Consider the following 22,212-nt stretch of genomic DNA (forward strand, 5'->3'; position numbering starts at 1 on the left):
TGGGAGAACAAATGAATAAGCGATATGCAACGGTCGGCGGCGCGAACAAGGGGCTCGGTTTGCGCGCCGTGGCGGGAGGCGTCCTGCTCGCGCTCTTCATGACCGCCTGCTCGGTCGAGCCGACTTATCAGCGACCGCAGGTCGACGTGCCCGCCGCGTTCAAGGAAGCAGGGCCGGCGGCCGTCCCGGGCGCATGGAAACCGGCGCAGCCGTCCGACGCGGAGCCGCGTGGGCAATGGTGGACGATCTTCGGCGATGCGACGCTGAATCAGCTCGAGGACGAAGCGCTCGCCGCGAACCAGGATCTGAAGGCGGCCGCGGCTCGCGTGCGCCAATCGCGTGCCGCGCTCGCCGCGGCGCGCTCGGCCTGGTTCCCGGAGATCGATGCGGGTTTCGGGCCGACGCGCGAGCATGCCTCGCCCGCCTCGCAGTTCCTGCCGCAGAACACCAACATGCCGACGGCGACGCTATGGCGTGCGCAAACGACGGTGTCGTACGAGGCCGATTTGTTCGGCCGCGTGGGCTCGAACGTATCGGCGGCGCGCGCGGACTCGCAGCAAAGCGAGGCGCTTTATCGTTCGGTCCAGCTTGCGTTGCAGGCCGACGTCGCGTCGAACTACTTCCAACTGCGCGAGCTCGACACGGAGCGTGATCTCTACAGCAAGACCATTGCGCTGCGCGAGGAGGGGGTGAAGCTCACTCAGCACCGGTTCGACGAGGGCGAAGTGAGCGAGCTCGATCTCTCGCAGGCGAAGAACGAGCTGGCGACCACGCGCGCCGAAGCGGTCGGGGTGGAGCGGCAGCGCGCCGCCGCCGAGCATAGCCTTGCGATTCTGCTCGGCAAGACGCCGGCTGCGTTCAGCTTCGCGCAGCAGCCGCTCGTGCCCGTCACCGCGCGCGTGCCGCCGGGTCTGCCTTCGGCGCTGCTCGAACGGCGTCCCGACATCGCGGCCGCCGAGCGTGCGATGGCCGCGGCGAACGCGCGTGTCGGATTGGCGAAGTCGGCCTTCTTCCCGAAGCTCGACATCACGGGTGCGTTCGGTTATGAATCGGCGACGCTCGGCGATCTGTTCATGTGGTCGAGCCGTTCGTTCCTGCTCGGGCCGTTCGCCGGCACGGCGCTGACGCTGCCGCTCTTCGACGGCGGCCGCCGCAAGGCGCAGCTCGCGCAGGCGCGCGCGCAGTACGACGAGGATGTCGCGAACTACCGCTCGCAGGTGCTCACGGCGTTCCGCGAGGTCGAGGACAGTCTGGCCGATTTGCGCTTGCTCGACGATCAGATCCGCGCGCAGAACGATGCCGTAGCCGCGGCTCAGCGTGCTGAGCATTTGTCGCAGACGCAGTACCGGGAAGGGCAGGTCAATTATCTCGACGTGCTCGACAGTGAGCGGTCCGTGCTGACCGCGCAGCGGCAGGCGAGCCAGCTTGCGGGGGCGCAGGCGGTCTCGACGGTGACGCTCATTCGCGCATTGGGCGGTGGTTGGGGTGACGTAAGCGCGGCAGCCGCGAGCGCGACGACCACGCAGCAAGTCGCCAAGCAGTAGCAACGGTAGCCTGAAGATTGGAACCTGTCTCTGTCGGAGCCTATCGGAATCTCGAGCGCGCTGCCCGTGACCGCGAGTTGCGGGTGGCGCGTACCGGGCACTCAGTCATTCGCCTTCGGGCTTCAAAAATAGCTCGTGCATCGGCGCAAAGTGCGCGTAAAGCGGCAGGATTGCGCCGCCCATGGCGCGCGCGTCCGCGCCGATCGTCCCTTCGAGCAGCTGCGGTCTGACCATCCCTTCCCACTCGATGCGATCGAGCTCACGCTGCGTGCGGCGAATGATTTCACGCGCGAGTTGCCGATCGATTTCGCCATCGATGATGACGGCCTCGAGGTCGAGCAGCGCCGTCGACGTTGCCACCGTCGAGGCGATGGCCGCGCACGCTTCGTCGAGCCATTGCTCCGTCACCGCCCATAGTTGCGCGTCGAATGCGCGATGATCATGCGCAGCGGCGGCGGGCGCGCCGGCCGCGCTCATGCGCTGCTCGAGCACGAAACCCGATGCCGCGTGCAGCAGTTGTTTCGGCGTCCTGCCATTGCTGGCTGGCAGCGGGATCGAGCCGACGGCACCCGCGTTGCCGTGCGGCCCGCCGTGCAGTCGCCCATCGATGACGAGCCCGCCGCCGATGAACGTGCCGACGAACAGATAAAGAAAACTGCGGATATTGCGGCCCTGGCCCATCACGAGTTCCGCGGCGCAGGCGGCCGTCGTATCCTTCGCGAACTCCACGGGGAGTCCCGTCATCGCTTCAATACGCGCGCGGATGTCGATCGCGTTCCAGCTTTCCAGCGCGTTGGGCGGCGCACCGAGAAATTCGCGCCATCCGCCGAGCCACAGCGGCGCGGCAACACCGACGCCGACGATCTTTGCGGCCTCCTCCCCGAGCGTTGCGCGCACGCGCGCAAGTTTCTGCTCGAGCGCCGGAAACAATACATGCGGGTCCGGGTAGTCGTATTCGAGCACGTCCCGACTGCGAACGCGGCCGACGAAGTCCATCGTCAGCACATCGAGGCTGCGCCGGCCGACCTTGATTCCGACTGTATAGGCGCCGTCGGCCCGCAACGCGATCGGCACGGACGGCTGCCCAATCCGTCCGCGCAGGCGCGCCTGCTTTTCGAGCAGCCCATCGTCGATGAGCCGTTCGACGATCATCGACGCCGTCTGCATGCTGAGCCGCGTGAGCCGCGCAACATCAGCTTTAGGCAATGGGCCGTGCAGCCGGATCGCCTGCAGCACGATGCGCTCGTTGAACTGCCGCATGCCGACCTGGTTAGATCCGACGGGGCGCGTGCCATGCGGCTGCGAGCGCTCGTTCATGATCAAGTCCATGCGCGTGCCGCGACGATCGGATTCGGGCAACGCTTCATGCGATCGCCTTGACGTCCGCTTCCTTGGCGCCAGTCATGATCGCAACAGCCTCCGACATGTGAATGTCCTTCGTCTTGACGAGCGCGGCACGACGACCGAGGCGCTGGATATGGATCCGATCGGCAACTTCGAAGACGTGCGGCATGTTGTGGCTGATCAGGATCACGGGCAATCCGCGATCGCGCACGCGCCGGATGAGCTCGAGCACCATGTTGCCTTCCTTGACCCCGAGCGCGGCCGTCGGCTCGTCCATGATCACGACGTGGCGCGCGAAGGCGGCGCTGCGCGCGACGGCGACGCCCTGGCGCTGGCCGCCGGAAAGCGTTTCGACGGGCTGCCGCATCGAACGGATGCCGATCTGCAAGTCCTTCATATGGGCTGTCGCTTCATCGAGCATGCGCCGCTTGTCGATCATTTTCAGCAGCGAGCCGCGCCAGCCGGGCATGCGGCGCTCGCGACCGAGAAAGAGGTTTTCGGCGATCGTCATCGCCGGCGCAACCGCGAGTTCTTGATAAACCGTTTCGATGCCGTTCTCGCGCGCGTCGAGCGGGCTGCGGAAGTGCACCGCCTTGCCGTCGAGGAGGATTTCGCCCTCATCGGGCACGGCCGCGCCCGAGAGCGCCTTGATCAGCGAGGATTTGCCCGCACCGTTGTCGCCGATGACGGCGAGAATTTCACCGGGCATCACTTCGAAATCGCAACCGTCGAGCGCGGTCACCTGGCCGTAGCGCTTGACGAGGCCCCGGGCCTCGAGCACGGGAGTGGCGGGACGGGTAGAGGATGTCGACATGGCGTTACCTGTGATGAAGAGGGGCTTAGGCGCGACGATGCGAAAGCTTATCGGCGGCGACGGCGAGGATCACGAGGATGCCGGTGATCAGCACCTGGTAGACCGACGAGACGCCCATCAGCGTGAGGCCGTTGCGAAACACGCCGACGATCAGTGCGCCGAGCAGCGTGCCGACGATTGAGCCGCGTCCGCCGAAGAGACTCGTGCCGCCGAGCACCACCGCTGTGATGCTGTCGAGGTTTTCCGTCTGGCCGGCTTGCGGATCGCCCACACCGGTTCTCGAAACAAGCAGCAGTGCGGCGATCCCATAGATGAGACCGGCAATCGAATAGACGGCGATCAGAATGCGCTGTGAGGAAAGGCCCATCAGCCGCGCGGCTTCTGGGTTGTTGCCGAGCGCGTAGAGATGGCGGCCCGGCACGGTGTTGCGCAGCACGAACCATGTGACGAGGTACATGACGAGCGCAAGGACGGTGCCGTATGTCACCTCGGCCGGCCCGACACGGAACGTATTGCCGAGGAACATCATGGCGTCGGGCAGGCTCGAGACCGTTTCGGCATTCGAATAGATCTGCGTCAGCGCAAAGGCGATATTCAGCGTGCCGAGCGTGACGATGAACGAAGGCAGCTTGATGCGCGTGACGAGGACACCGTTTAGGAGCCCGAACAAAGTACTCGCGCCGATGCCGCACAGAATGGCGATGACCGGCGGCACACCGAGATTGACGGCGAACTTCGTCATGACGATGGAGCCGAATGCCATCAGCATGCCGCACGAGAGGTCGATGCCGGCCGTGAGCACGATGAGTGTCTGGCCGATTGCGATCACGGCGACGACCATCGTCTGCTGAAGAATCAGCGAGAAATTCTGGAACGACAGAAAGCGATGGCTTTGCGAGACGAAGAATGCGCACGCGGCGATGAGCGCGATCAGCGGGCCGGCTTCGGCGAGCGTCGGCATGCGGTGCTGATGGCTGTGCGGGACGGGGGCCGGTCCAACCGGCCGAACGGATCGAGTCGTCATGATGCGTCTCTCGTAGAGGCTTCCGATGACCGCCGGGGCCTAGCTTCGACCTCGGCGGCGCTTCCATGGAGGATTACTGGCCCCAGCAATTCTCGAGGCCGAATTTCGTGTCTTTGCTGTCGATGCCCGACATCGGCTTGTCGGTGATGAGCGTGACGCCCGTGTCGGTGTAACCCGAGACCTTCTTGCCGGTCTTCGCGTACTCGACCCCGGCGTCGACGCCGAGCGAAGCCATCTTGAGCGGATACTGCTGCGCGGTCGCAGCGATCATGCCGGCTTTGACGTTGCGCACGCCTTCGCAGCCGCCATCGATCGAGACGATCATCACGTCCTTATCCTTGCCCGCGGCCTTCAGTGCGCGATAGGCGCCGGCGGCGGCGGGCTCGTTGATCGTGTAGACGACGTTGATGTCGGGCACTTTTTGCAGGCAGTTCTCCATTGCTGCTTGCCCCTTGGCTCGGTCGCCGCGCGTGTCCTGACTGCAGACGATGCTCGGATCCCCGTCCTTGATGCCGAAGCCCTTCAGGAAGCCGTTGTGCCGAAGCACGCCGACGGAGATGCCGGGCGCGAGATCGAGCGTCGCGATCTTGGCGGGCTTGTTGCCCAGCGCGGCCTTCGCATAGGCGCCGATCAGCTCGCCGGCCTTGAAGTTGTCGGTGGCGAAGAGGGCATCGGTTGCGCTTTGCGGATCGGTCGGCGTATCGAGTGCGATCACCATGACGCCGGCTTTGCGCGCTTTCTCGATCGACGGCACGATCGCTTTCGTATCGCTCGGCGTGATCAGAATCGCCTTGGCCCCGGCAGTGGTCATGTTTTCGAGCGCCGTCACCTGCGCGGCGTTGTCGCCATCGAACTTGCCGGCGGCGGTGAGTAGCTTGGCGCCGTCTTTCTGAGCGGCGGACTCGGCGCCTTGCTTCATCTTCACGAAGAACGGATTGGTATCGGTCTTCGTGATCAGGCCGACAGTCGGCTGGTCGGCAGCGAGCGCGTTGCCGATGCCGATGCCCATGATGGCCGAACCTGCGGCGCAAAGCACCGCGATCCGTTTGACGGCCGGGTAGGGACGGGTTTTCATCGAATACTCCTCCTCCGATGGATATAAATCGGTTGTTGTTGGTCGATCGAACGACTGGGGCGACTAAATCAAGTCGTGTGATTTAGTACAGCAGGACGCGCTGAGCGAGTCAAGGAAGGCGGTTGGACGCGGCGCGCAAACTCAGCGCGCGTCTGAGCGGCTCATCGGCTTGCTCGCCGGGGCTCCGCGCGCAATGCTGCGCTGCGACAAACAAGTGTCGATCTAGGGGTAAATCAGGAGGGGGCGGTTTGCGGTAGCTGCTTACCGCATTGGCCTCAATCGATGGGGAGAAAGCGGCGCGCGAAATGGCGCCGCTCGAGACAATCGGCTTCTCTCAGGCTGCTTGAGCGGGTGCGGCTGCGTGGGAGACGGCTATCGTTTGCTTGTGCGCGGCTTTTTTCGTCTTGCCCGCGCGAGACGGTGGCTGGCAAGCGCCACAGACGACGTTGTGCTGCAACTCGTGCTTGTGCGCGATGAACTTGCCCCCGCAGCGACAGCACGGCGTCAATTGCAGCATGTCGGCGTCGAAGAAGCGCACGAGTGTCCAGGCGCGCGTGAGATCGAGCACGGGCTCGCATTCGCCATGCTTACAGTGCTCGAGGTAAAGCCGATAGCCCTTCGTCAGTGCATCGAGATGAGAGCAGCCGGCCTCGTTCTTCAGGAAGAGGTAGGTGTTGTAGAACAGCGACGCATGAATGTTCGCGAGCCAGGTCATGTACCAGTCTGAAGAGAACGGCAGCATGCCCTTGGGCGGCGATACACCCTTGATTTCGCGGTAGAGCCGGATCATGCGGTCCCGCGAGAGAGACAGCTCGCTCTCGAGCACCTGCATGCGAGCACCAAGCTCGATCAGTGCGATCGCGCGGAACACCTCTTGGGCATCTTCGGTAAGACTCTTCTTCTGAGCCATGACCCGCTCCTTACGCAAACTGCTCGGCCGGTTGTCCCGCAAGCAGGATCGCCGTGTGCGTGGACGCAATCTCGGCATTCTTCGCCGTCTGCGTCAGCGCGCTCAGCATCGCGTGATCGTTGAACCGGAAGCTGCACAAGAGCTGATGCGCCGACGAAAGCTTCACGCATTGCGCAAGCGACAGCCCGGCGAGCAGATCGGCGAGCTCCGACGACAACCCCAGGCGGAACATGCCGATGGCTTTGTCCTCGCGCAGCATCCGTTGCGCAAGCATGATGTACGAAAGATTGATTTCGCGGATAGAGTCCAGCGTCTCACTGCTGTGGTCCATTTCTCACGCTTCCAAAGCCCCGTTGGTTGTCCCAGGTAATTTATACCTTGTAGTTTTTTCTCCTATGGCCCGCTTGGTCAGGGCGGAACCTATTTCCCGGTTTGATACAAGGCGTTACATCTTGTAACAACCGGTGAGGTGCATTGTACGAATACGTTTGCGCGAAATCAATCCCTTCCCAAAAATGTAGGAAAAAAGATACCTGTTGCTTTGCGGCAATTTTTTCATAAACATGTAACAGGAAATTTTGACCGGCATTCGTAAGATATGCTTTCTGGAAAGGTGAATGTAAGTTTCGCCTATAAATTGAAACCGTTTCCCCGCGTAGCGGCGGAAAAATTTGCGTTGTGGCGGCGGGTCGCCGCGCGCTTGGGGCTCTCGAGGCTCAACGGCGGGCGTGGGCGGGATGTCGGGGGAATGAGAGCTGCACGGAGGCAGCCCGTGAGCGGAGCAGGGAGTTGACTGCGGCACTGCGGCGATCCGCTGGATGTGGAGCGCCCAGCGGCTCGAGCGCGATGCGGTGGATGACCGCTTCGTTGTTCTTCTTTTCGGTCGAGAGACGTCGTGCCGCTTCAGTGAACCGAGGAAGGATGGCGCGCGAGCGGCGTGACGGCGATCTCGAGGTAGGGGAAGAGCGGCAGATTCGAAAGCAGCGTATGAAGTTCGTCGTTCGATTCGACATCGAAGATGCTGTAGTTCGCGTACTCGCCGACGATTCGATAGAGCTGCGGCCATTTGCCCTCGCGTTGCAGCCTCTGCGAGTAGGCCTTCTCGCGCGCCTTGATTTCCTCGGCCTGATCGGCGGGCATATCGGACGGCAGATGCACGTCCATTCTGACGAGATAGAGCATGACGTTCCTTTGATCGAATGGTTGAACGAACGGGGCCAGGGCTCAGGCAGAAACAGCGCCGGGCACCGTCATACGTTTCGCGTCGCGCCGGTAGTGGGCCAGTTTGTCTTCGTCGATTGCCACACCGAGGCCCGGTCCCTCGGGAAGCTGAAGCGTGAAGTCACGATAGACGGGGCGCTCCTGCACGATGTCGTCTTTCAACAGCAAGGGTCCGAAGAGCTCGGTTCCCCATGCGAGCTGCGGTAGCGCGGCGAAGCAATGCGCCGCGGCGGTCGTGCCGATGCTGCCTTCGAGCATCGTTCCGCCGTAAAGCGCGACGCCCGCGGCATCGCCGATCGCCGCCGTGCGAAACGTTTCGTAGATGCCGCCCGCCTTCGAGATCTTGAGCGCAAACACATCGACGGACGCGCCGCGCACGAGCTCGATCGCGTCCGCCGGTCCCGTGAGCGCTTCGTCGGCCATGATCGGAACGACGAAGCGTGCGGCAAGGCGGGAAAGCGCCGCGCGCTGCTCGCGTGGAGTCGGCTGCTCGATCAGATCGATGCCCGCGGCTTCCAGCATGGCAATGCCGTTCGCCGCCTCGGCCTCGTTCCAGGCCTGGTTGACGTCGACAGTGACACGCGCGCGCTCGCCCAGCGCGCGCTTGATCGCGGCCGCATGGGCGACGTCGTCGCGCAGCGCGCGCCGGCCGATCTTGAGCTTGAACGTATCGTGCCGCCGCTCGGCCAGCAGTTGCTCGGCTTCGTCGATGTCGCGCTTCGTTTCGCCGCTCGCGAGCGTCCATAGCACCGGCAGTGCCGTGCGTACCGCACCGCCGAGCAACGTCGAGAGCGACACGCCGAGCCGCTTGGCTTCGGCATCGAGCAACGCGGTTTCGAGCGCGCTTTTCGCGAAGCGATTGCCGCGCGCCACTTTGTTCAAGCGCGCCATCGCCGCTTTGACGTTCGTCGCGTCGATGCCGATCAAGGCCGGCGCCAGGTAAGTATCGATAGTGAGCTTGATGCCTTCAGGACTTTCGTCGCCGTAGGACAGCCCCCCGATCGTCGTCGCTTCGCCGATGCCTTCGACATCGTCGCTGCAGCGCACGCGCACGATGACGAGGGTCTGTTGCCGCATGGTCGCCATCGCGAGCTGATGGGCGCGGATGGTCGGCAGATCGACGAGGACTGCCTCGATGGAATGGATGCTTGCATTCATGCTGTGGCCGATAAGGTCGAATCGTTCGGCTGCAGTATGCGATGCGGCATCGCGCGATGTCCAAGACCGTTATCGTCTGGTTCGATACCCCTCCGGTATCGAGCCGTCGCGATGCGGCGAGGATGGACGTTGGCTATTGACGCTCGTGCGGCGGCAGATAGTCGATCCCTTCTTCGGCGTAGAGGTCGTAGATCAGATCGAGCATCGAGCGAATATCTTCCGATTCGTCGAGCATGCGCATGCTCATGATGATCGGCGAGACGAGCTTCGGATCGTCGAGCTCGTGATAGCTCACGTCGTCGCGCTTGAGCCCGTGCACGCTCTGCGGCACGACCGTGACGCCGACGCCCGCGGCCACGAGACCGAGCGCGACTTGCAGCTCGCGCGCTTCGTAGGTATGCGCGGGCTCGAGCCCGCGATCGTGGAAAGCGGCGAGCACCTGGTCCGCATAGCTCGGCCGCGGTGCCTTCGGGTAAACGATCAGCGTATCGTCGACGAGATCGTGCAGCGCGAGTTGCGGCTTGCCCGCCGAGAGCGGGTGGCCGAGCGGCAACGCGGCAATCAGACGCTCCTCGCGCAGGACGACGCGGCGCACGCTGGGATCCTCGAGCCGTATGCGGCCGAACCCCACGTCTATGCGGCCTTCCTTGAGCGCCTTCATCTGATCCATCGTCGACATTTCGTGAAAACTCAACTCGACGGCGGCGTTCTCCGCGCGAAAACGACGAATGACTTTCGGCAGCATGCCGTAGAGCGTGGAGCCGACGAAGCCGATCGAGAGGCTGCGCTCGATCTTGCCGACGCGCTTCGTCATGGCCTCGAGTTCCGACATCTGCGCGAGCAGCTGCATCGCATGGGAGTAGAAGAAACGGCCGGCGTCCGTGAGCTTCAAGGGACGCGCGTCGCGCTCGAAGAGCTGGACGCCGAGATTTTCTTCGAGCTGCTGGATCTGCCGGCTGAGCGGCGGCTGCGCAATATGAAGCCGTGCCGCGGCGCGCGTGAAGTTGCGTTCCTCCGCCACGGCGACGAAATAACGGAGATGGCGCAGCTCCATGAGCATACCTCTGCGATATCGAATGGATACTAAAACGGTGTTGGACGCCGCCGATTGGCGCTAATTATCCTTCAGTTACGGATTGCCGCCTATCGGCTCATACCTTTCGAGCATCGAAGGGGCAGTGGATGGCGCAGGCGGCTTGCCGTCGTGGGGACGGCCGACAACGGAGACAGATCAGGAGCAGACAATGAAGCATGCAGAAATCGAGGCCCTCGTGAAAGGGTTCATCGTCGATACGGCCAAGGGCGAAGCCGACCCGCGCGTTCAGCAGGTGGTGCTGCGCCTGGCGACCGACCTTTTCAAGGCCATCGAGGATCTCGACTTGAGTCCGACCGAAGTATGGAAGGGCATCGAATACTTCTCGGAGGCGGGCGCGAAGCAAGAGCTCGGGCTGCTCGCGGCCGGTCTCGGCCTCGAACGCTTTCTCGACATCCGCATGGACGAGGCCGAGGCGAAGGCTGGGATTAGTGGCGGCACGCCTCGCACGATCGAGGGCCCGCTCTACGTCGCGGGCGCGCCGGAAAGCGTCGGCTTCGCGCGGCTCGACGATGGTTCGCAGGCCGACGAGGGCGATGTTCTATTCATGCAAGGCACCGTGTTCGGCGCGAACGGCAAGCCGCTGCCCGGTGCGCGAGTCGAAGTCTGGCACGCCAATCTGCTCGGCAACTATTCGTTCTTCGACAAGACGCAACCGGAGTTCAATCTGCGCCGCACGATCGTGACCGATGCGGATGGGCGATACCAGTTTCGCAGCATCGTTCCCGTCGGCTACGCCTGTCCTCCCGGCGGCACGACGCAGCGCCTGCTCGACAAGCTCGGCCGCCATGGCCGCCGGCCCGCGCATATCCACTTCTTCGTCTCGGCGCCAGGGCATCGCAAGCTGACAACGCAGATCAACATCGACGGTGACGCCTACCTTTGGGACGACTTCGCATTCGCCAGCCGCGAAGGGCTCGTGCCGCCGATCGAACGCATTTCGTCCGCGGAGCAGCTTGCGCGGCATGGCGTCGACAAGCCGTTTGCCTCGATTGATTTCGACTTCCACCTGAATGTCGACAACGCGGCGGCGCCCGCCGTCGAAGTCGAGCGCAAGCGGGCGGCGGTGTAGGAGGTCGGCGCGCGCGCACACGCGGCGCGACTGATTGCCCCAGGACGGCGCACCGGCCGCCGTCCGTTCGAGACTCACCCGGAGATATCACTCATGATCCCGATCCATCCGGATCGCAGCCCCCGGCTTGCCCGAAGCATCGACGATTATCTCGTCGAAGACCGCGAGCGCGGCGATTACAGGTTGCATCGAAGCGCTTTCACGGATCCGGCGCTCTTCGAGCTCGAGATGCGAACTCTGTTCGAAGGCAGCTGGATCTATCTTGCCCATGAAAGCCAGATCGCCGAGAAGAACGACTATTACTCGACGCACATCGGCCGGCAACCGATCTTCATTGCGCGCAACCGACAGGGCGAGCTCGGTGCGTTCATCAATGCCTGCACGCATCGCGGCGCGATGCTTTGCCGGCGCAAGCATGGCAACAAGGCGACCTACACATGTCCGTTCCACGGCTGGACATTCAACAACAGCGGCAAGCTGCTGAAGGTGAAGGATCCCGAAGAGGCCGGCTACCCCGAATGCTTCAACCGCGAGGGCTCGCATGACCTCAAGCGCGTGCCCCGTTTCGAGAACTACCGCGGGTTTCTCTTCGGCAGCCTGAATGCCGACGTGCCGCCTCTTGTCGAGCACCTTGGCGAGGCTGCGCACATCATCGATATGATCGTCGATCAATCCGAACATGGCCTCGAAGTGCTGCGCGGCTCGTCGACCTATACGTATGAAGGCAATTGGAAGCTGACCGCCGAGAACGGTGCCGACGGCTATCACGTCTCGTCGGTGCATTGGAATTACGCGGCCACGACGAATCGCCGCAAGCAGGAGGCCGGCCGCATCGACGACGTCCGCGCGATGGACGCCGGGAACTGGGGGCGCCAGGGCGGAGGCTTCTATGCGTTCGAGCGTGGCCACATGCTCTTATGGTCACGTTGGGCCAATCCCGAGGACAGGCCCAACTACGGCCGGCGCGAGGAACTGGCCGGGCGTTGCGGCGCCGAGAAGGCGGACTGGATGATTCGCAACTCGCGCAATCTCTGTCTCTATCCGAACGTCTACCTGATGGATCAATTCAGCTCGCAGATCCGCGTGCTGCGGCCGCTTTCCGTCGACAAGACCGAGGTCACGATCTATTGCATTGCCCCGAAGGGCGAGCCTGACGCAGAGCGTGCCCATCGTATTCGGCAGTACGAGGACTTTTTCAACGTCAGCGGAATGGCAACGCCCGACGATTTGGAGGAGTTCCGCTCGTGCCAGCAAGGCTACGCCGGTATCGCCGTCGAATGGAACGACATGTGTCGCGGCTCGACACATTGGCTCGAAGGGCCCGACGAAGCGGCGCGCAAGATCGGATTGAAGCCGCTCTTGAGCGGCGTGAAAACCGAAGACGAGGGGCTTTATACGATTCAGCACCGTTATTGGGTCGAGACGATGAAGAAGGCCGTGGCGGCGCAGGGGAGTCAAGCATGAGCACCGTGACGATGAACGACATTCAGGCGTTTCTCCATCGCGAATGCCGTCTTCTCGACGACAAGCTCTGGGACGAGTGGCTCGAGTGTTATCACCGCGACGCCGTCTTCTGGATGCCCTCATGGGACGATGACGACAATCTCGTCGCGGATCCGCAGCGCGAGGTTTCGCTTATCTATTACCCGAATCGTCAGGGCCTCGAAGACCGTGTCTTCCGCATCAAGACGGAACGCTCGAGCGCGACGATGCCCGATACCCGCACGTCGCACAACCTCAGCAACATCGAGCTCGAGAACGAGGCCGGCGGCGTCTGCACGGTGCGCTTCAACTGGCATACGCTGAGCCATCGCTATAAGACGACGTTCAGCCATTTCGGCATGTCGCGCTACGTCATCGACTTTACAGGCGAACGACCGCTCGTTCGCAATAAGTATGTAGTCCTGAAGAACGACTACATCAATCAATTGATCGACATCTATCACGTCTGAGCGCATTCGTGCTCGGGAGCAGTGCGACTATGGAACACCGCATTGCGCTTCACTTCGAAGACGGAGTGACTCGATTCATCTTCTGCCGCGACGGCGAGACGCTTGCCGACGCTGCCTATCGCCAGGGAATGAACATTCCGCTCGATTGTCGCGACGGCGCATGCGGCACTTGCCGCAACCGATGCGAGTCGGGGCGCTACGACCTTCCGGAGTCGAGCTACATCGAGGATGCGCTGACAGCCGAGGAAGCCGAACAAGGCTACATCCTCGCGTGTCAGACACGGCCGCGTTCGGATTGTGTCATTCAGGTGCCGGCGTCATCGACAGTTTGCAAGACCGGCGGAGGGCGGTATGAGGGCCTGATCGCGGAGGTCGGCAAGCTTTCGGAATCGACACTGCACTTTTCGATCGCGCTTGATGATCCGGCGCAATTGGGCTTCTTGCCGGGCCAGTACGTCAAAGTCGAAATACCGGGAACCGGGCTCGCGCGTTCGTATTCGTTCAGCTCGATGCCGGGCGCGGAGCAAGCGGCATTCGTCGTCCGCAATGTACCGGACGGCCGAATGAGCCGCTATTTGAGCGAAGTCGCGAAGCCCGGCGAGCGTATTTCGTTTTCAGGTCCGTATGGCAGCTTCTATTTGCGGGAGCCTCAGCGTCCCCTGCTGTTTCTTGCAGGGGGAACGGGGATCGCTCCGTTTCTCTCGATGCTCGGCACGCTCGCCGAGAAGCGACCGTCGCAGCCGGTCCGGCTCGTCTACGGCGTGACGCGCGAGATCGATCTCGTCGCGATCGAGGACATCGAAGAGGCGGCGGCGAAACTCTCAGACTTCGCTTATCGAACGTGCGTCGCCGATGCGGCGAGTGGGCATTCGCGCAAGGGGTACGTGACCGCGCACGTCGATGACGATTGGCTTCACGGCGGCGATGTGGACGTTTATCTCTGCGGTCCGGTGCCGATGGTCGATGCGGTGCGCGGCTGGATGAACGAACGGAACATCACGCCGGCGAACTTCTACCACGAAAAGTTTTCGGCGAGCAGCGCGTCATGAAGCCGATGATTTTCGCGGGCCGTTTCGAGGGGAAGACGATGATCGTGACCGGCGCGGCGCAGGGGATCGGCCGCGGCGTTGCGGTTCGCGCCGCGCGTGAAGGCGCGGCGGTCGTTCTTGTCGATCGATCGGATTTTGTCTATGACGTCGCGGACGGTATCGCCAAAGAGGGCGGCGTGGCGCACGCGTGCATCGCTGATCTTGAAACGTATGCCGGTGCGTGTGCGATGACGCGTTTCGCGATCGAGACGTGCGGGCGCATTGACGTATTGATCAACAACGTCGGCGGGACCATCTGGGCGAAGCCGTACGAGGCGTACGAAGAGGCGCAGATCGAGGCCGAGGTGAGGCGTTCGCTGTTTCCGACGCTCTGGTGTTGCCGCGCCGTGTTGCCCGAGATGCTGCGGGCGAAGCGCGGAGCGATTGTCAACGTTTCGTCGATTGCGACGCGCAGCATCCATCGCGTGCCTTATGCGGCGTCGAAGGGCGGCGTCAATGCGCTGACGGTGAGCCTCGCCTTCGAGCATGCCGGCAGCGGCATACGCGTCAACGCGGTGGCGACCGGCGGAACGAACGCGCCGCCCCGGCGCGTGCCGCGTAATGCCGAACAGCCGAGCGCGGAGGAGACGCGCTGGTATGAGGCCATCGTCGAGCAGACGATCGCGACGAGCCTCATGCATCGGTACGGCACGATCGAGGAGCAGGTCGGGGCGATCTTGTTTCTTGCTTCGGATGAGGCCTCTTACATTACAGGCACGGTGCTGCCTGTCGGGGGGGGGCGACCAGGGGTGACCACCAGAGGTGACATGGTCCTATTTCCGGCTCTGTAGGACCCCGATTCCGAACAGTCGCGGGTATATCTGCCCGCGTCTGACTGTGTGACGCCGACGCACCGCTGCTTTGCGGATAGTTTGAACCAGGTTTGCGGCTAACGCAGCTCAGGCGGACATGTCCACAGTTGCGGAGAGCCCGAATGGCATCACTGGTCGACCATGCATCGCTTTATCGGGAGGCGTTGCGTTTCCCGTCATTTCAAAAATTGTTGATCGGCCAAGGCCTGTCAATGGCAGGCGATGCGGTGTGCCTGACAGCGCTTCCTGTTGCCATGCTTCATTCTGGCTTCAGCGGGTGGATGTTCGGGCTTGTGATGGCGGCGGTTGGACTTGGCTCAGTCATCGGTGCATTGGCGGGGGGAATGCTGGCGGATCGTGGATCGCCGAAGCATATTCTCATCGCGACAGACGCCGCCAGAGGGGCGGCACAAATCGCTGCTGCTACGCTCATCGTATTTGGCGCACCATCGTGGAGCTTAGTACTCGTTTATCTGGCATTTGGGATTGGGATCGGCGTTTCTCGCCCATGTACCCAAGTTTTGCTGGTCAGTCTGCTGCCCAAGCACGCCCTGGTTGCGGGAAACGGTGCACTTAATTTCCTCGACAATCTGGTAGCCATCGTCTTCCCGGCGACGCTGGGCGTCTTGCTCATCCTGTGGGATCCGGTGTGGGGTGTGGTGATCGACGGCATTACATTTTTCGGTGCTGCGTTTTTCACGGCATTGTTGCCCGACGACGGAAAGCTCCAATCAGGCGACGAGTTTTCGATTCGCGAGGCGTTGCGCGGTCTAACGGTAATCGCGGGCAATCGTGAGTTGTTGTTGGGTTTCGTCGCTACCGTGATCGTGAATGTCCTCTGCTTTCCCGTCTTTCTCGTCGTAGCCCCGTATGCAGTGAGTGAGCGCTTTAGCGACACAATGTGGGGCGTTTGCCTGGCAGCCTCAGGGGTTGGCGCGTGCATCGGATCTGTGATCACGGTACTCGTAGCCGGCCATCGTCACCTGAAGGTAATGGCACTCGCTTGCGGCCTATTGTTGTGTGCAGCGATGGGTCTGTTGGGTATAGGCGGTTCCGCGTGGATGGCGGTCCTGGGAGCGGCGTTTGTCGGCGTTGTCGAAGCATCGTGGCTCACCGGCTGGGCAACTGCCATCCAAACCCATTCGCCAGAAAAGCACCTCGGCAAAGTCGTCGCGGTCGATACGCTTGTTACGAGCGGGGTGCATCCAGTCATCTATCTCGCCGGCGGCCTCGTTGGTGAGGCCCTCGGATACTCGAATACGCTGACCATAACTGCCGTGATCGGTGCGATAGGGACCGCCGCAGTCAGTCTCGCCGCCGTCAAGCGGACCTAATCACCCCTATCAACGGTGATAGTCGACGCTTCACCGTGCCGAGGCTAATCTACCGATCAATCAAGTGCTCCATTCTTTGCATTGCTGTCGGCGAATATTGTAAATATGCTAAAAACCCAAAAATCGTTAGATATCGATTTTCGTAAATCAAAAATACTTGTCTTGACTGGCGGTATAGGCCCTGAGCGCCCCGGATCGCTTCTATCGGGAAAGGAAAATTTAGATAATTTATGTGCGAAATGGAAGGCTTCTTTCATTGCAACGTCCCATATTTTTCACAGTGGGCATCGCCAGAATTCAATGCAAGAATCGTTAATGACGGATTCGATCCGTGTCAAGATCCAAATTGGCAAAATTCAGGTTTCATAAATCCGGAAGAATACAGATTTTGGAGTCGGAGAATATGTGGTCTAGCTTGTTTGCAGTCCATTCTTGCATACACTGGGCGCCTGCCCGAAACGGCATTTGAGCTGCTCCAAGATGCACTGTCTTTTCATGTTTTCGAGATAGAGAAGTCGCAGGTTAAAGGACTTATCTATGATCCGTTTGCAAACTGGGTCGAGCGTCGATTCGAACTTGGCGTGACAGTATTTGCTCGCATCTCCGTTGAATCTTTGGTCGGGAAGGTAAGAGACAATGCGATGGTGATTGCATCGGTTAGCACAGAGATCAGAAATCCGACCATAAGCAACTTGCGGCGCGGCGGACATCTTGTGTTAGTTCATGGATTCGACTCTAGATTCATTCGCTTTCATAATCCATCCGGAGTTTCGCCTTACATGGAAAATGCCACATTGTCGATCGAAGAATTTGACGGGTTTTTTGCTTCGCGAGGAATGCTTGTGACTTTCTAACGGTTTCTGGAGATGATTTTGTGGGGCTTCCGAAAATTACGCGTAGCGCGGACGTGAAGAGGGCCGACGAGTGGGCCTTTTACATGGAATCAGCGCGCGCAAGGGTTGGGCGGGTTGCTGTTCAAACCCCTCTCTTGGAGTCTAGGGATCTGAGTTCGGCGTTGGGCTTTAAATTGCTGGTGAAAGCTGAATCGCTTCAGACTACCGGTTCATTCAAGTTCCGGGGCGTTGCAAACAGAATTCTGCGAGGGGCGGAAACTGAACATGCAAAAGAGTTTTTGACCTGGTCCTCCGGCAACCATGGGGCTGCGCTCGCAGAAGTCTGCCGACTGGTTGGTAGCCATGCGACTGTCGTTGTTCCGCCGTGGATCCCTGCAGAGAAAGCGGCGAATATCGAAGCGAGAGGTGGCGCAGTTGTACGCGCGCCCAAGCACGAGAATATTCCCGAATTCTCAATGGAGCTTGCATCGAAAATCGGAGCATCGGTCGTATCGGCCTACGACGACATCGACGTCATCGCGGGCCAATCGACGGCCATATCAGAGGCGATCATGCAATTGAAGCGGCGCAAGGATAGCTTTGACGCGGACGCAGTCATTGTTCCGTGCGGTAGCGGTAGCCTGGCGGCGGGCGCAGCCCTTGTCTTGAGCGAGACGCCCTCGATCAGGCTGATCGGGGCCGAGCCAGTAAATGCGGCGGATACCAAGGCATCTCTTGAGGTTGGGCGACCTATACCGGGACCATCTGCAGGAGCGACGATTTGCGATGCGCTTCGCAATTCAAAGCCAGGCGGCATGGCCTTTGGCTTGTTGAAGGATGTCGTTTCGAAGATTGTCTTAGTTGAGGACCGTGAAGTCGAAGCCGCAATGCGCTTGATCTTCGAAAAGTTCAAGCTCGTAACAGAGCCGAGCGGTGCCATCGCAATTGCCGCGGCGCTCAACGAAAGCAGGATGCTGCGCGGTTTAGTCGTCATCGCGCTCATTACCGGAGGGAACATCGGGGCGCTTTCGTTTGGCAACGTCCTTGCCGCTGCTGCTGCTGCTGAACTAGCGACATAACGCTCGTCCCGGATTGGCGCCGCTGCCATGGGGTTGTTGCCTGGGGGCCGGATGCGCGCGATCAGCTCGAGGTCTGCCGGCCGCTCGGCGTTGAGATCTATCGGCTTGCACCGTCATTGCTAGACAGTTGGTCGCAGCCGCCCGTCGCGGCATACAAGGGGCAGCACGGGTTGACGCTGAATGAGCCGAACTGGAAGTGCGGCTGTTGATGAACGTTTCCCCGGCCGGCGATCAGCGCCGGCGCTTCCTCTTTGCGCCACTCGGCTCGACCGCCTCGAGCGCCGCGGCGCCATGAGGCTCCTGAGCCACTGACTCACTTTGCAACAGCCCCGAAGACGCCTTCATCGTGTCCGCGTTTCTGCGCGTACGATGAATATCGTGCGTCACGAAGCCCGCATCGTTATCGGGCATGTCGAGCCAGTCGCGGTGCGCCAGCGTCTCGCGGATATCCTTGAGCCCAGCGGCCCAGTGTTCGCGCATCGTCGAAACACCGAACTGATAGTCCTTGTAGTGAGCTTCGTACTTCTGCTGCTGATAAATGAGGTGCAACACGTTGTACCGACGGCCGCACGCAAGGTCTTCCGCCACTTGGCACCAGGGATCGTTCTCACGCACGTCCGCCGGCACCTTTTCGAGCACTTCGCGCAGCACATTCCGGAATCGCTGAGAGCGCTGCATCATGTCGGTAACGAGGCGGGTCCGGCTCGAATACTGAATGTCCTTCACGCGCGAGGCGACTTCGGCGATGTTGTCCGGCACGGGCCCGCGGGCGCTCCAAAGATCGACCTGGAACGCGAGCGTATCCTTGCGCGGCGTCGAGCGCATCACTTCATAGAGCGGCGTGTTCGAGACAACGCCGCCGTCCCAGTAGTGCTCCCCATCGATTTCCACCGCGGCGAAGCCGGGCGGCAACGCCCCCGAAGCGATGAAATGCTCGGGGCGCAACTTCATGCGCGTGTTGTCGAAATAGGCGAAATTGCCAGTCCCGACATTCACGGCGCCCACCGAGACGCGGACCTCGCGCGCGTTGATTCGATCGAAATCGCAGAGCCGCTCGAGCGTGGTCTTGAGATGAGACGTGTCGTACCAGCTCGCCGCGGCCGGATCGCCGGACATCCAGGGCAGCGGTGTCGGCAGCCGCGGCGTGAAGAAACCGTATTGGCCCTGCATCAGCGCGCCGGCCGCCTGAAGCGCGGTAAAGCCCTTGCGCACCATCTCGTTCATATCGAACAGCATTTGTTCGAGAGGCGCGGCAACTGACGGCCAATAGGCGGGCCGGCAAATCGTCTCCCAGAACTCGCGCAATCGTTCGACGCGCTTCGCCGGCGCATTGCCCGCGATGATCGCGGTGTTGAGCGCACCGATCGAGATACCGGAGACCCAGTTCGGCGCGATGCCGGCTTCGTCGAGACCTTCATAGACGCCGGCCTGATAAGCGCCGAGCGCGCCGCCACCCTGCAGTACGAGTGCAATCGTTTCGTAAGGCGGCAGATGAATATGCGCGGGATGTCGGGCCGAGTCGACCTCGACGCCGATCCCGGCATCGTCATCGGCGCGCTTTTCAGCAGGGGCGTGTGGTTTCATTTGGGGTACTAACCAGTCTATATGGAAGGCGCTCGACGATAGAGCGCATCGCGCATCTTAACGCGCGAGGTAATCGTGGACGACCTCACCGAGACCGAGCGTGAGATCGGCGACCAGATGCCGGGCCTCGACGATTTCGAGCACGGGCAAATCGGCGACGGGAGCCAGCGCGTGCGGCGTCAATTGCAAAGCGGCAGGGCCCGTCCATGCGCCCTTCATGACGATATCCGTCAAGTAGTAGCGCACGAGCTCACAAATGCGCGGCGAGCCGTCCACGTGCGGAATGATCTTCAGCAAGTAGTTCGGAGCGGCAAGCCGGTTGCTCTGCTCGACGATATCGAGGTCCTTGTGCTTGTAGCCCATCGTGCCCGTCGCCACGCGCATGGAGCCGTAATCGAGCGTGCCCATCAACGTATCGAGGTGCGTTTCGAGCTTCGGAAACGCCAGCTTCTTTGGAAATCCCCACAGCTCGCGTCCGCCCGCGATCGGCGGATGGTCGTCGAGATACATCGCAAGCGTATAGCCGCCCGGCTTGCCTTCGAACGTCACGGGAATCACCTGGCCGCTTTCGGTGTAATCGCCGAAGCCCGTTGAATCACGCATGCGGATGAACTCGTAATGCACGAGCGGTTCATCGATTTGCAGCGGTTCGGGCACGACTTCGCGCAGGCGATCAGGATCGGTGCGGTAGGTGATGATCAGGAATTCGCGATCGAAGAAGCGGTAGGGGCCGATGGGAAATGCCGGGCTCGTCAGCGGCATCGCAAAGGCGTTTTTTCTTACGCGGTCAGGGCTCATGGGCGCTCGCAAAGAAAAAGCCGACACGGGGTGCGTCAGCGGCACGCACAGAATACGAATGCTTTGTTACAACGGCAACATGCCGCGCTGAAACAGAACGTTGCGTTGCGCGCACCTAATCGGCCGGTTTTTCGCATCGTGCAACACGCTTTTGCGGGCACCGCCGCAAGACTAACGTTGTTCTATATCTTCAGGCAAGCATCGATCTCGGCTATTGGCTCGCGCTTGTCATTGTGCGCATCGAAAATGGCCGAAGTACACTGCGGGTTTAGGTTGCAGATTGTCGTTGTTATGTCCAAGCACTCGGTTACCCCGGCCTCGTTGAGTCTTCGTCAGGCCCGCCAAATCTGGCTCAAGGCGCAAAGACTCGATACGCCCGAACCGTTCGGGGACGGGGTCCAAGCCACGCAAGCGGCCGTCGAGCATCTCGGCTACGTGCAAATCGACACGATCGACGTCATCGAGCGTTGCCACCACCATATCCTATGGAGCCGTATCCCGCGATACCGGCGCAATGATTTGCATGTCGCACAGGCTGTCGAAAAGACGGTATTCGAATATTGGACTCATGCGCTTTCCTACGTGCCGGTGCGGGACTTGCCGTATTTTCTGCCGGCAATGCGGCGGCACAGTAGCGAGCCGGGCCGCTGGTTCAGCGCGGTGACGCCCGCCGAGGTGCGCAGGATCATCAAAAGGATCGAGACGGAGGGGCCGCTTTCGATCAGGGACATCGAAGACGACGAGCTGCAAGAGAAAGACCACCCATGGGCCAGCAGAAAGCCATCGAAGCGGGCGCTGCAGCTCGCGTTCTACAACGGCTTGCTGACGATCAGCGCGCGCGCGGGCATGGTGAAGACCTACGAGCTGATGCAACGGCACTTCGGCTGGGAGAAGCGCCCGAAGGGCGCGACGGAGCGCGAGGTCGTCGACTACCTGGTCAATCGGGCGTTGCGCTCGCAAGGGCTGGTCAGCCTCGATTCGATTTGTCACCTCGATGCCGGTCGCAAACCGGCTGTGCGGCAGGCGATCGAGTCGCGCGTCAAGAAAGGGCTGCTCGTGCCCGTCGAAATTGTCGGTGAGGGCATTCGAAAGAACGAGCATTGGATCGAGCCGGGCCTCCTCGAAAGCGATGCCGGCAATTCGGCATGCGCTGTCCATATCCTGTCGCCGTTCGATCCGCTCATCATCCAGCGCAAGCGCTTGTCGCTGCTGTTCGGCTACGAGCACAAGTTCGAAGCCTACCTGCCGAAGGAAAAGCGCGTGTTCGGATACTTCGGTCTACCGGTATTGGTCGACGACGAGATCGTCGCCGTGCTCGCCTTGAAGGCCGATCGAGAGCGCAAGAAGCTGCTCGTGCAGCAATGGACGTGGGTCGGCATCGGCAACGCGCGAGCGCACAAGAAACGCATCGAGGAGGCGTTGCATCGCTTCGACGCGTTTCAGTTCGCGAGCTGAGGGGCTAAGGAGCTAAGGGGCT

Annotated in this window: 21 protein-coding genes; 10 read left to right on the plus strand and 11 right to left on the minus strand. The window is 61.5% G+C overall.

Features of this window, described 5'->3' with window-relative positions; genetic code table 11:
- The first annotated feature begins 11 nt into the window (after positions 1-11).
- Positions 12-1,544, plus strand: coding sequence for an efflux transporter outer membrane subunit (locus AB4Y31_RS24970; RefSeq protein ID WP_368676329.1), 1,533 nt, complete (start codon positions 12-14; stop codon positions 1,542-1,544).
- 105 nt (positions 1,545-1,649) lie between these two features.
- Here the strand turns inward: AB4Y31_RS24970 and AB4Y31_RS24975 are convergent, their stop codons facing one another.
- From AB4Y31_RS24975 to AB4Y31_RS25015, 9 genes are all read right to left on the minus strand, one after another.
- Positions 1,650-2,861, minus strand: coding sequence for an ROK family transcriptional regulator (locus tag AB4Y31_RS24975; protein WP_368676330.1), 1,212 nt, complete (start codon positions 2,859-2,861; stop codon positions 1,650-1,652).
- Positions 2,862-2,907: 46 nt separating this feature from the next.
- Positions 2,908-3,702: an ATP-binding cassette domain-containing protein gene (locus AB4Y31_RS24980; RefSeq protein ID WP_368676331.1), complete on the minus strand. Its 795-nt coding sequence runs from the start codon at positions 3,700-3,702 to the stop codon at positions 2,908-2,910.
- Positions 3,703-3,727: 25 nt separating this feature from the next.
- Positions 3,728-4,726, minus strand: coding sequence for an ABC transporter permease (locus AB4Y31_RS24985; protein WP_368676332.1), 999 nt, complete (start codon positions 4,724-4,726; stop codon positions 3,728-3,730).
- Positions 4,727-4,799: 73 nt separating this feature from the next.
- Positions 4,800-5,801, minus strand: coding sequence for a sugar ABC transporter substrate-binding protein (locus AB4Y31_RS24990; RefSeq protein ID WP_368676333.1), 1,002 nt, complete (start codon positions 5,799-5,801; stop codon positions 4,800-4,802).
- A gap of 334 nt (positions 5,802-6,135) precedes the next feature.
- Complete coding sequence (gene flhC, locus AB4Y31_RS24995; protein WP_368676334.1) at positions 6,136-6,711, minus strand: flagellar transcriptional regulator FlhC; 576 nt, start codon at positions 6,709-6,711, stop codon at positions 6,136-6,138.
- 10 nt (positions 6,712-6,721) lie between these two features.
- Positions 6,722-7,042 (minus strand): flagellar transcriptional regulator FlhD, encoded by a 321-nt coding sequence (flhD, locus tag AB4Y31_RS25000; protein WP_018439300.1) that lies wholly within the window; start codon positions 7,040-7,042, stop codon positions 6,722-6,724.
- Positions 7,043-7,614: 572 nt separating this feature from the next.
- The gene (gene catC, locus AB4Y31_RS25005; protein ID WP_368676335.1) at positions 7,615-7,893 is read right to left on the minus strand and encodes a muconolactone Delta-isomerase; all 279 of its coding nucleotides are present in this window, start codon (positions 7,891-7,893) and stop codon (positions 7,615-7,617) included.
- Between the two features lie 42 nt (positions 7,894-7,935).
- A complete protein-coding gene (locus tag AB4Y31_RS25010) occupies positions 7,936-9,090 on the minus strand; it encodes a muconate/chloromuconate family cycloisomerase (protein ID WP_368676336.1) in 1,155 nt (384 codons plus the stop codon).
- A 133-nt stretch (positions 9,091-9,223) separates the two neighbouring features.
- The gene (locus AB4Y31_RS25015; protein ID WP_368676337.1) at positions 9,224-10,144 is read right to left on the minus strand and encodes a LysR family transcriptional regulator; all 921 of its coding nucleotides are present in this window, start codon (positions 10,142-10,144) and stop codon (positions 9,224-9,226) included.
- 190 nt (positions 10,145-10,334) lie between these two features.
- Between AB4Y31_RS25015 and catA the strand changes: the two genes are divergently transcribed.
- The 8 genes from catA to AB4Y31_RS25055 all read left to right on the plus strand — a co-directional run bounded on the left by catA (position 10,335) and on the right by AB4Y31_RS25055 (position 18,353).
- Positions 10,335-11,255, plus strand: a complete 921-nt coding sequence (catA, locus tag AB4Y31_RS25020) for a catechol 1,2-dioxygenase (protein ID WP_368676338.1) — start codon at positions 10,335-10,337, stop codon at positions 11,253-11,255.
- 93 nt (positions 11,256-11,348) lie between these two features.
- On the plus strand, positions 11,349-12,719 hold the full coding sequence (gene benA, locus AB4Y31_RS25025; RefSeq protein ID WP_368676339.1) for a benzoate 1,2-dioxygenase large subunit: 1,371 nt from the start codon (positions 11,349-11,351) through the stop codon (positions 12,717-12,719).
- A complete protein-coding gene (gene benB, locus AB4Y31_RS25030; protein ID WP_368676340.1) occupies positions 12,716-13,207 on the plus strand; it encodes a benzoate 1,2-dioxygenase small subunit in 492 nt (163 codons plus the stop codon). The genes benA and benB overlap by 4 nt, the downstream gene beginning before the upstream one ends.
- Positions 13,208-13,236: 29 nt before the next feature.
- The gene (benC, locus tag AB4Y31_RS25035) at positions 13,237-14,256 is read left to right on the plus strand and encodes a benzoate 1,2-dioxygenase electron transfer component BenC (protein WP_368676341.1); all 1,020 of its coding nucleotides are present in this window, start codon (positions 13,237-13,239) and stop codon (positions 14,254-14,256) included.
- A complete protein-coding gene (locus tag AB4Y31_RS25040) occupies positions 14,253-15,086 on the plus strand; it encodes a 1,6-dihydroxycyclohexa-2,4-diene-1-carboxylate dehydrogenase (protein ID WP_368676342.1) in 834 nt (277 codons plus the stop codon). Before benC ends, AB4Y31_RS25040 begins: the two co-directional genes overlap by 4 nt.
- 143 nt (positions 15,087-15,229) lie before the next feature.
- Positions 15,230-16,441 carry an MFS transporter gene (locus tag AB4Y31_RS25045; RefSeq protein WP_368676343.1) on the plus strand — a complete coding sequence of 404 codons (1,212 nt, stop codon included), beginning with the start codon at positions 15,230-15,232 and terminating at the stop codon, positions 16,439-16,441.
- Positions 16,442-16,671: 230 nt separating this feature from the next.
- Entirely contained in the window at positions 16,672-17,295 is a 624-nt protein-coding gene (locus tag AB4Y31_RS25050; protein WP_368676344.1) for a C39 family peptidase, read from the plus strand.
- Positions 17,296-17,378: 83 nt separating this feature from the next.
- Positions 17,379-18,353, plus strand: coding sequence for a threonine/serine dehydratase (locus AB4Y31_RS25055; protein WP_368676345.1), 975 nt, complete (start codon positions 17,379-17,381; stop codon positions 18,351-18,353).
- 231 nt (positions 18,354-18,584) lie between these two features.
- On the opposite strand, the gene AB4Y31_RS25060 is transcribed toward AB4Y31_RS25055, so the two are convergent.
- Both AB4Y31_RS25060 and AB4Y31_RS25065 read right to left on the minus strand, forming a co-directional pair.
- Entirely contained in the window at positions 18,585-19,937 is a 1,353-nt protein-coding gene (locus tag AB4Y31_RS25060) for a DUF3734 domain-containing protein (protein ID WP_368676346.1), read from the minus strand.
- 57 nt (positions 19,938-19,994) lie between these two features.
- The gene (locus tag AB4Y31_RS25065) at positions 19,995-20,735 is read right to left on the minus strand and encodes an acetoacetate decarboxylase (protein WP_368676347.1); all 741 of its coding nucleotides are present in this window, start codon (positions 20,733-20,735) and stop codon (positions 19,995-19,997) included.
- A 291-nt stretch (positions 20,736-21,026) separates the two neighbouring features.
- Between AB4Y31_RS25065 and AB4Y31_RS25070 the strand changes: the two genes are divergently transcribed.
- On the plus strand, positions 21,027-22,190 hold the full coding sequence (locus tag AB4Y31_RS25070) for a winged helix-turn-helix domain-containing protein (protein WP_368676348.1): 1,164 nt from the start codon (positions 21,027-21,029) through the stop codon (positions 22,188-22,190).
- Positions 22,191-22,212: the final 22 nt, after the last annotated feature.

It is taken from the genome of Trinickia sp. EG282A, assembly GCF_040965455.1.
Taxonomy (GTDB): domain Bacteria; phylum Pseudomonadota; class Gammaproteobacteria; order Burkholderiales; family Burkholderiaceae; genus Trinickia; species Trinickia symbiotica.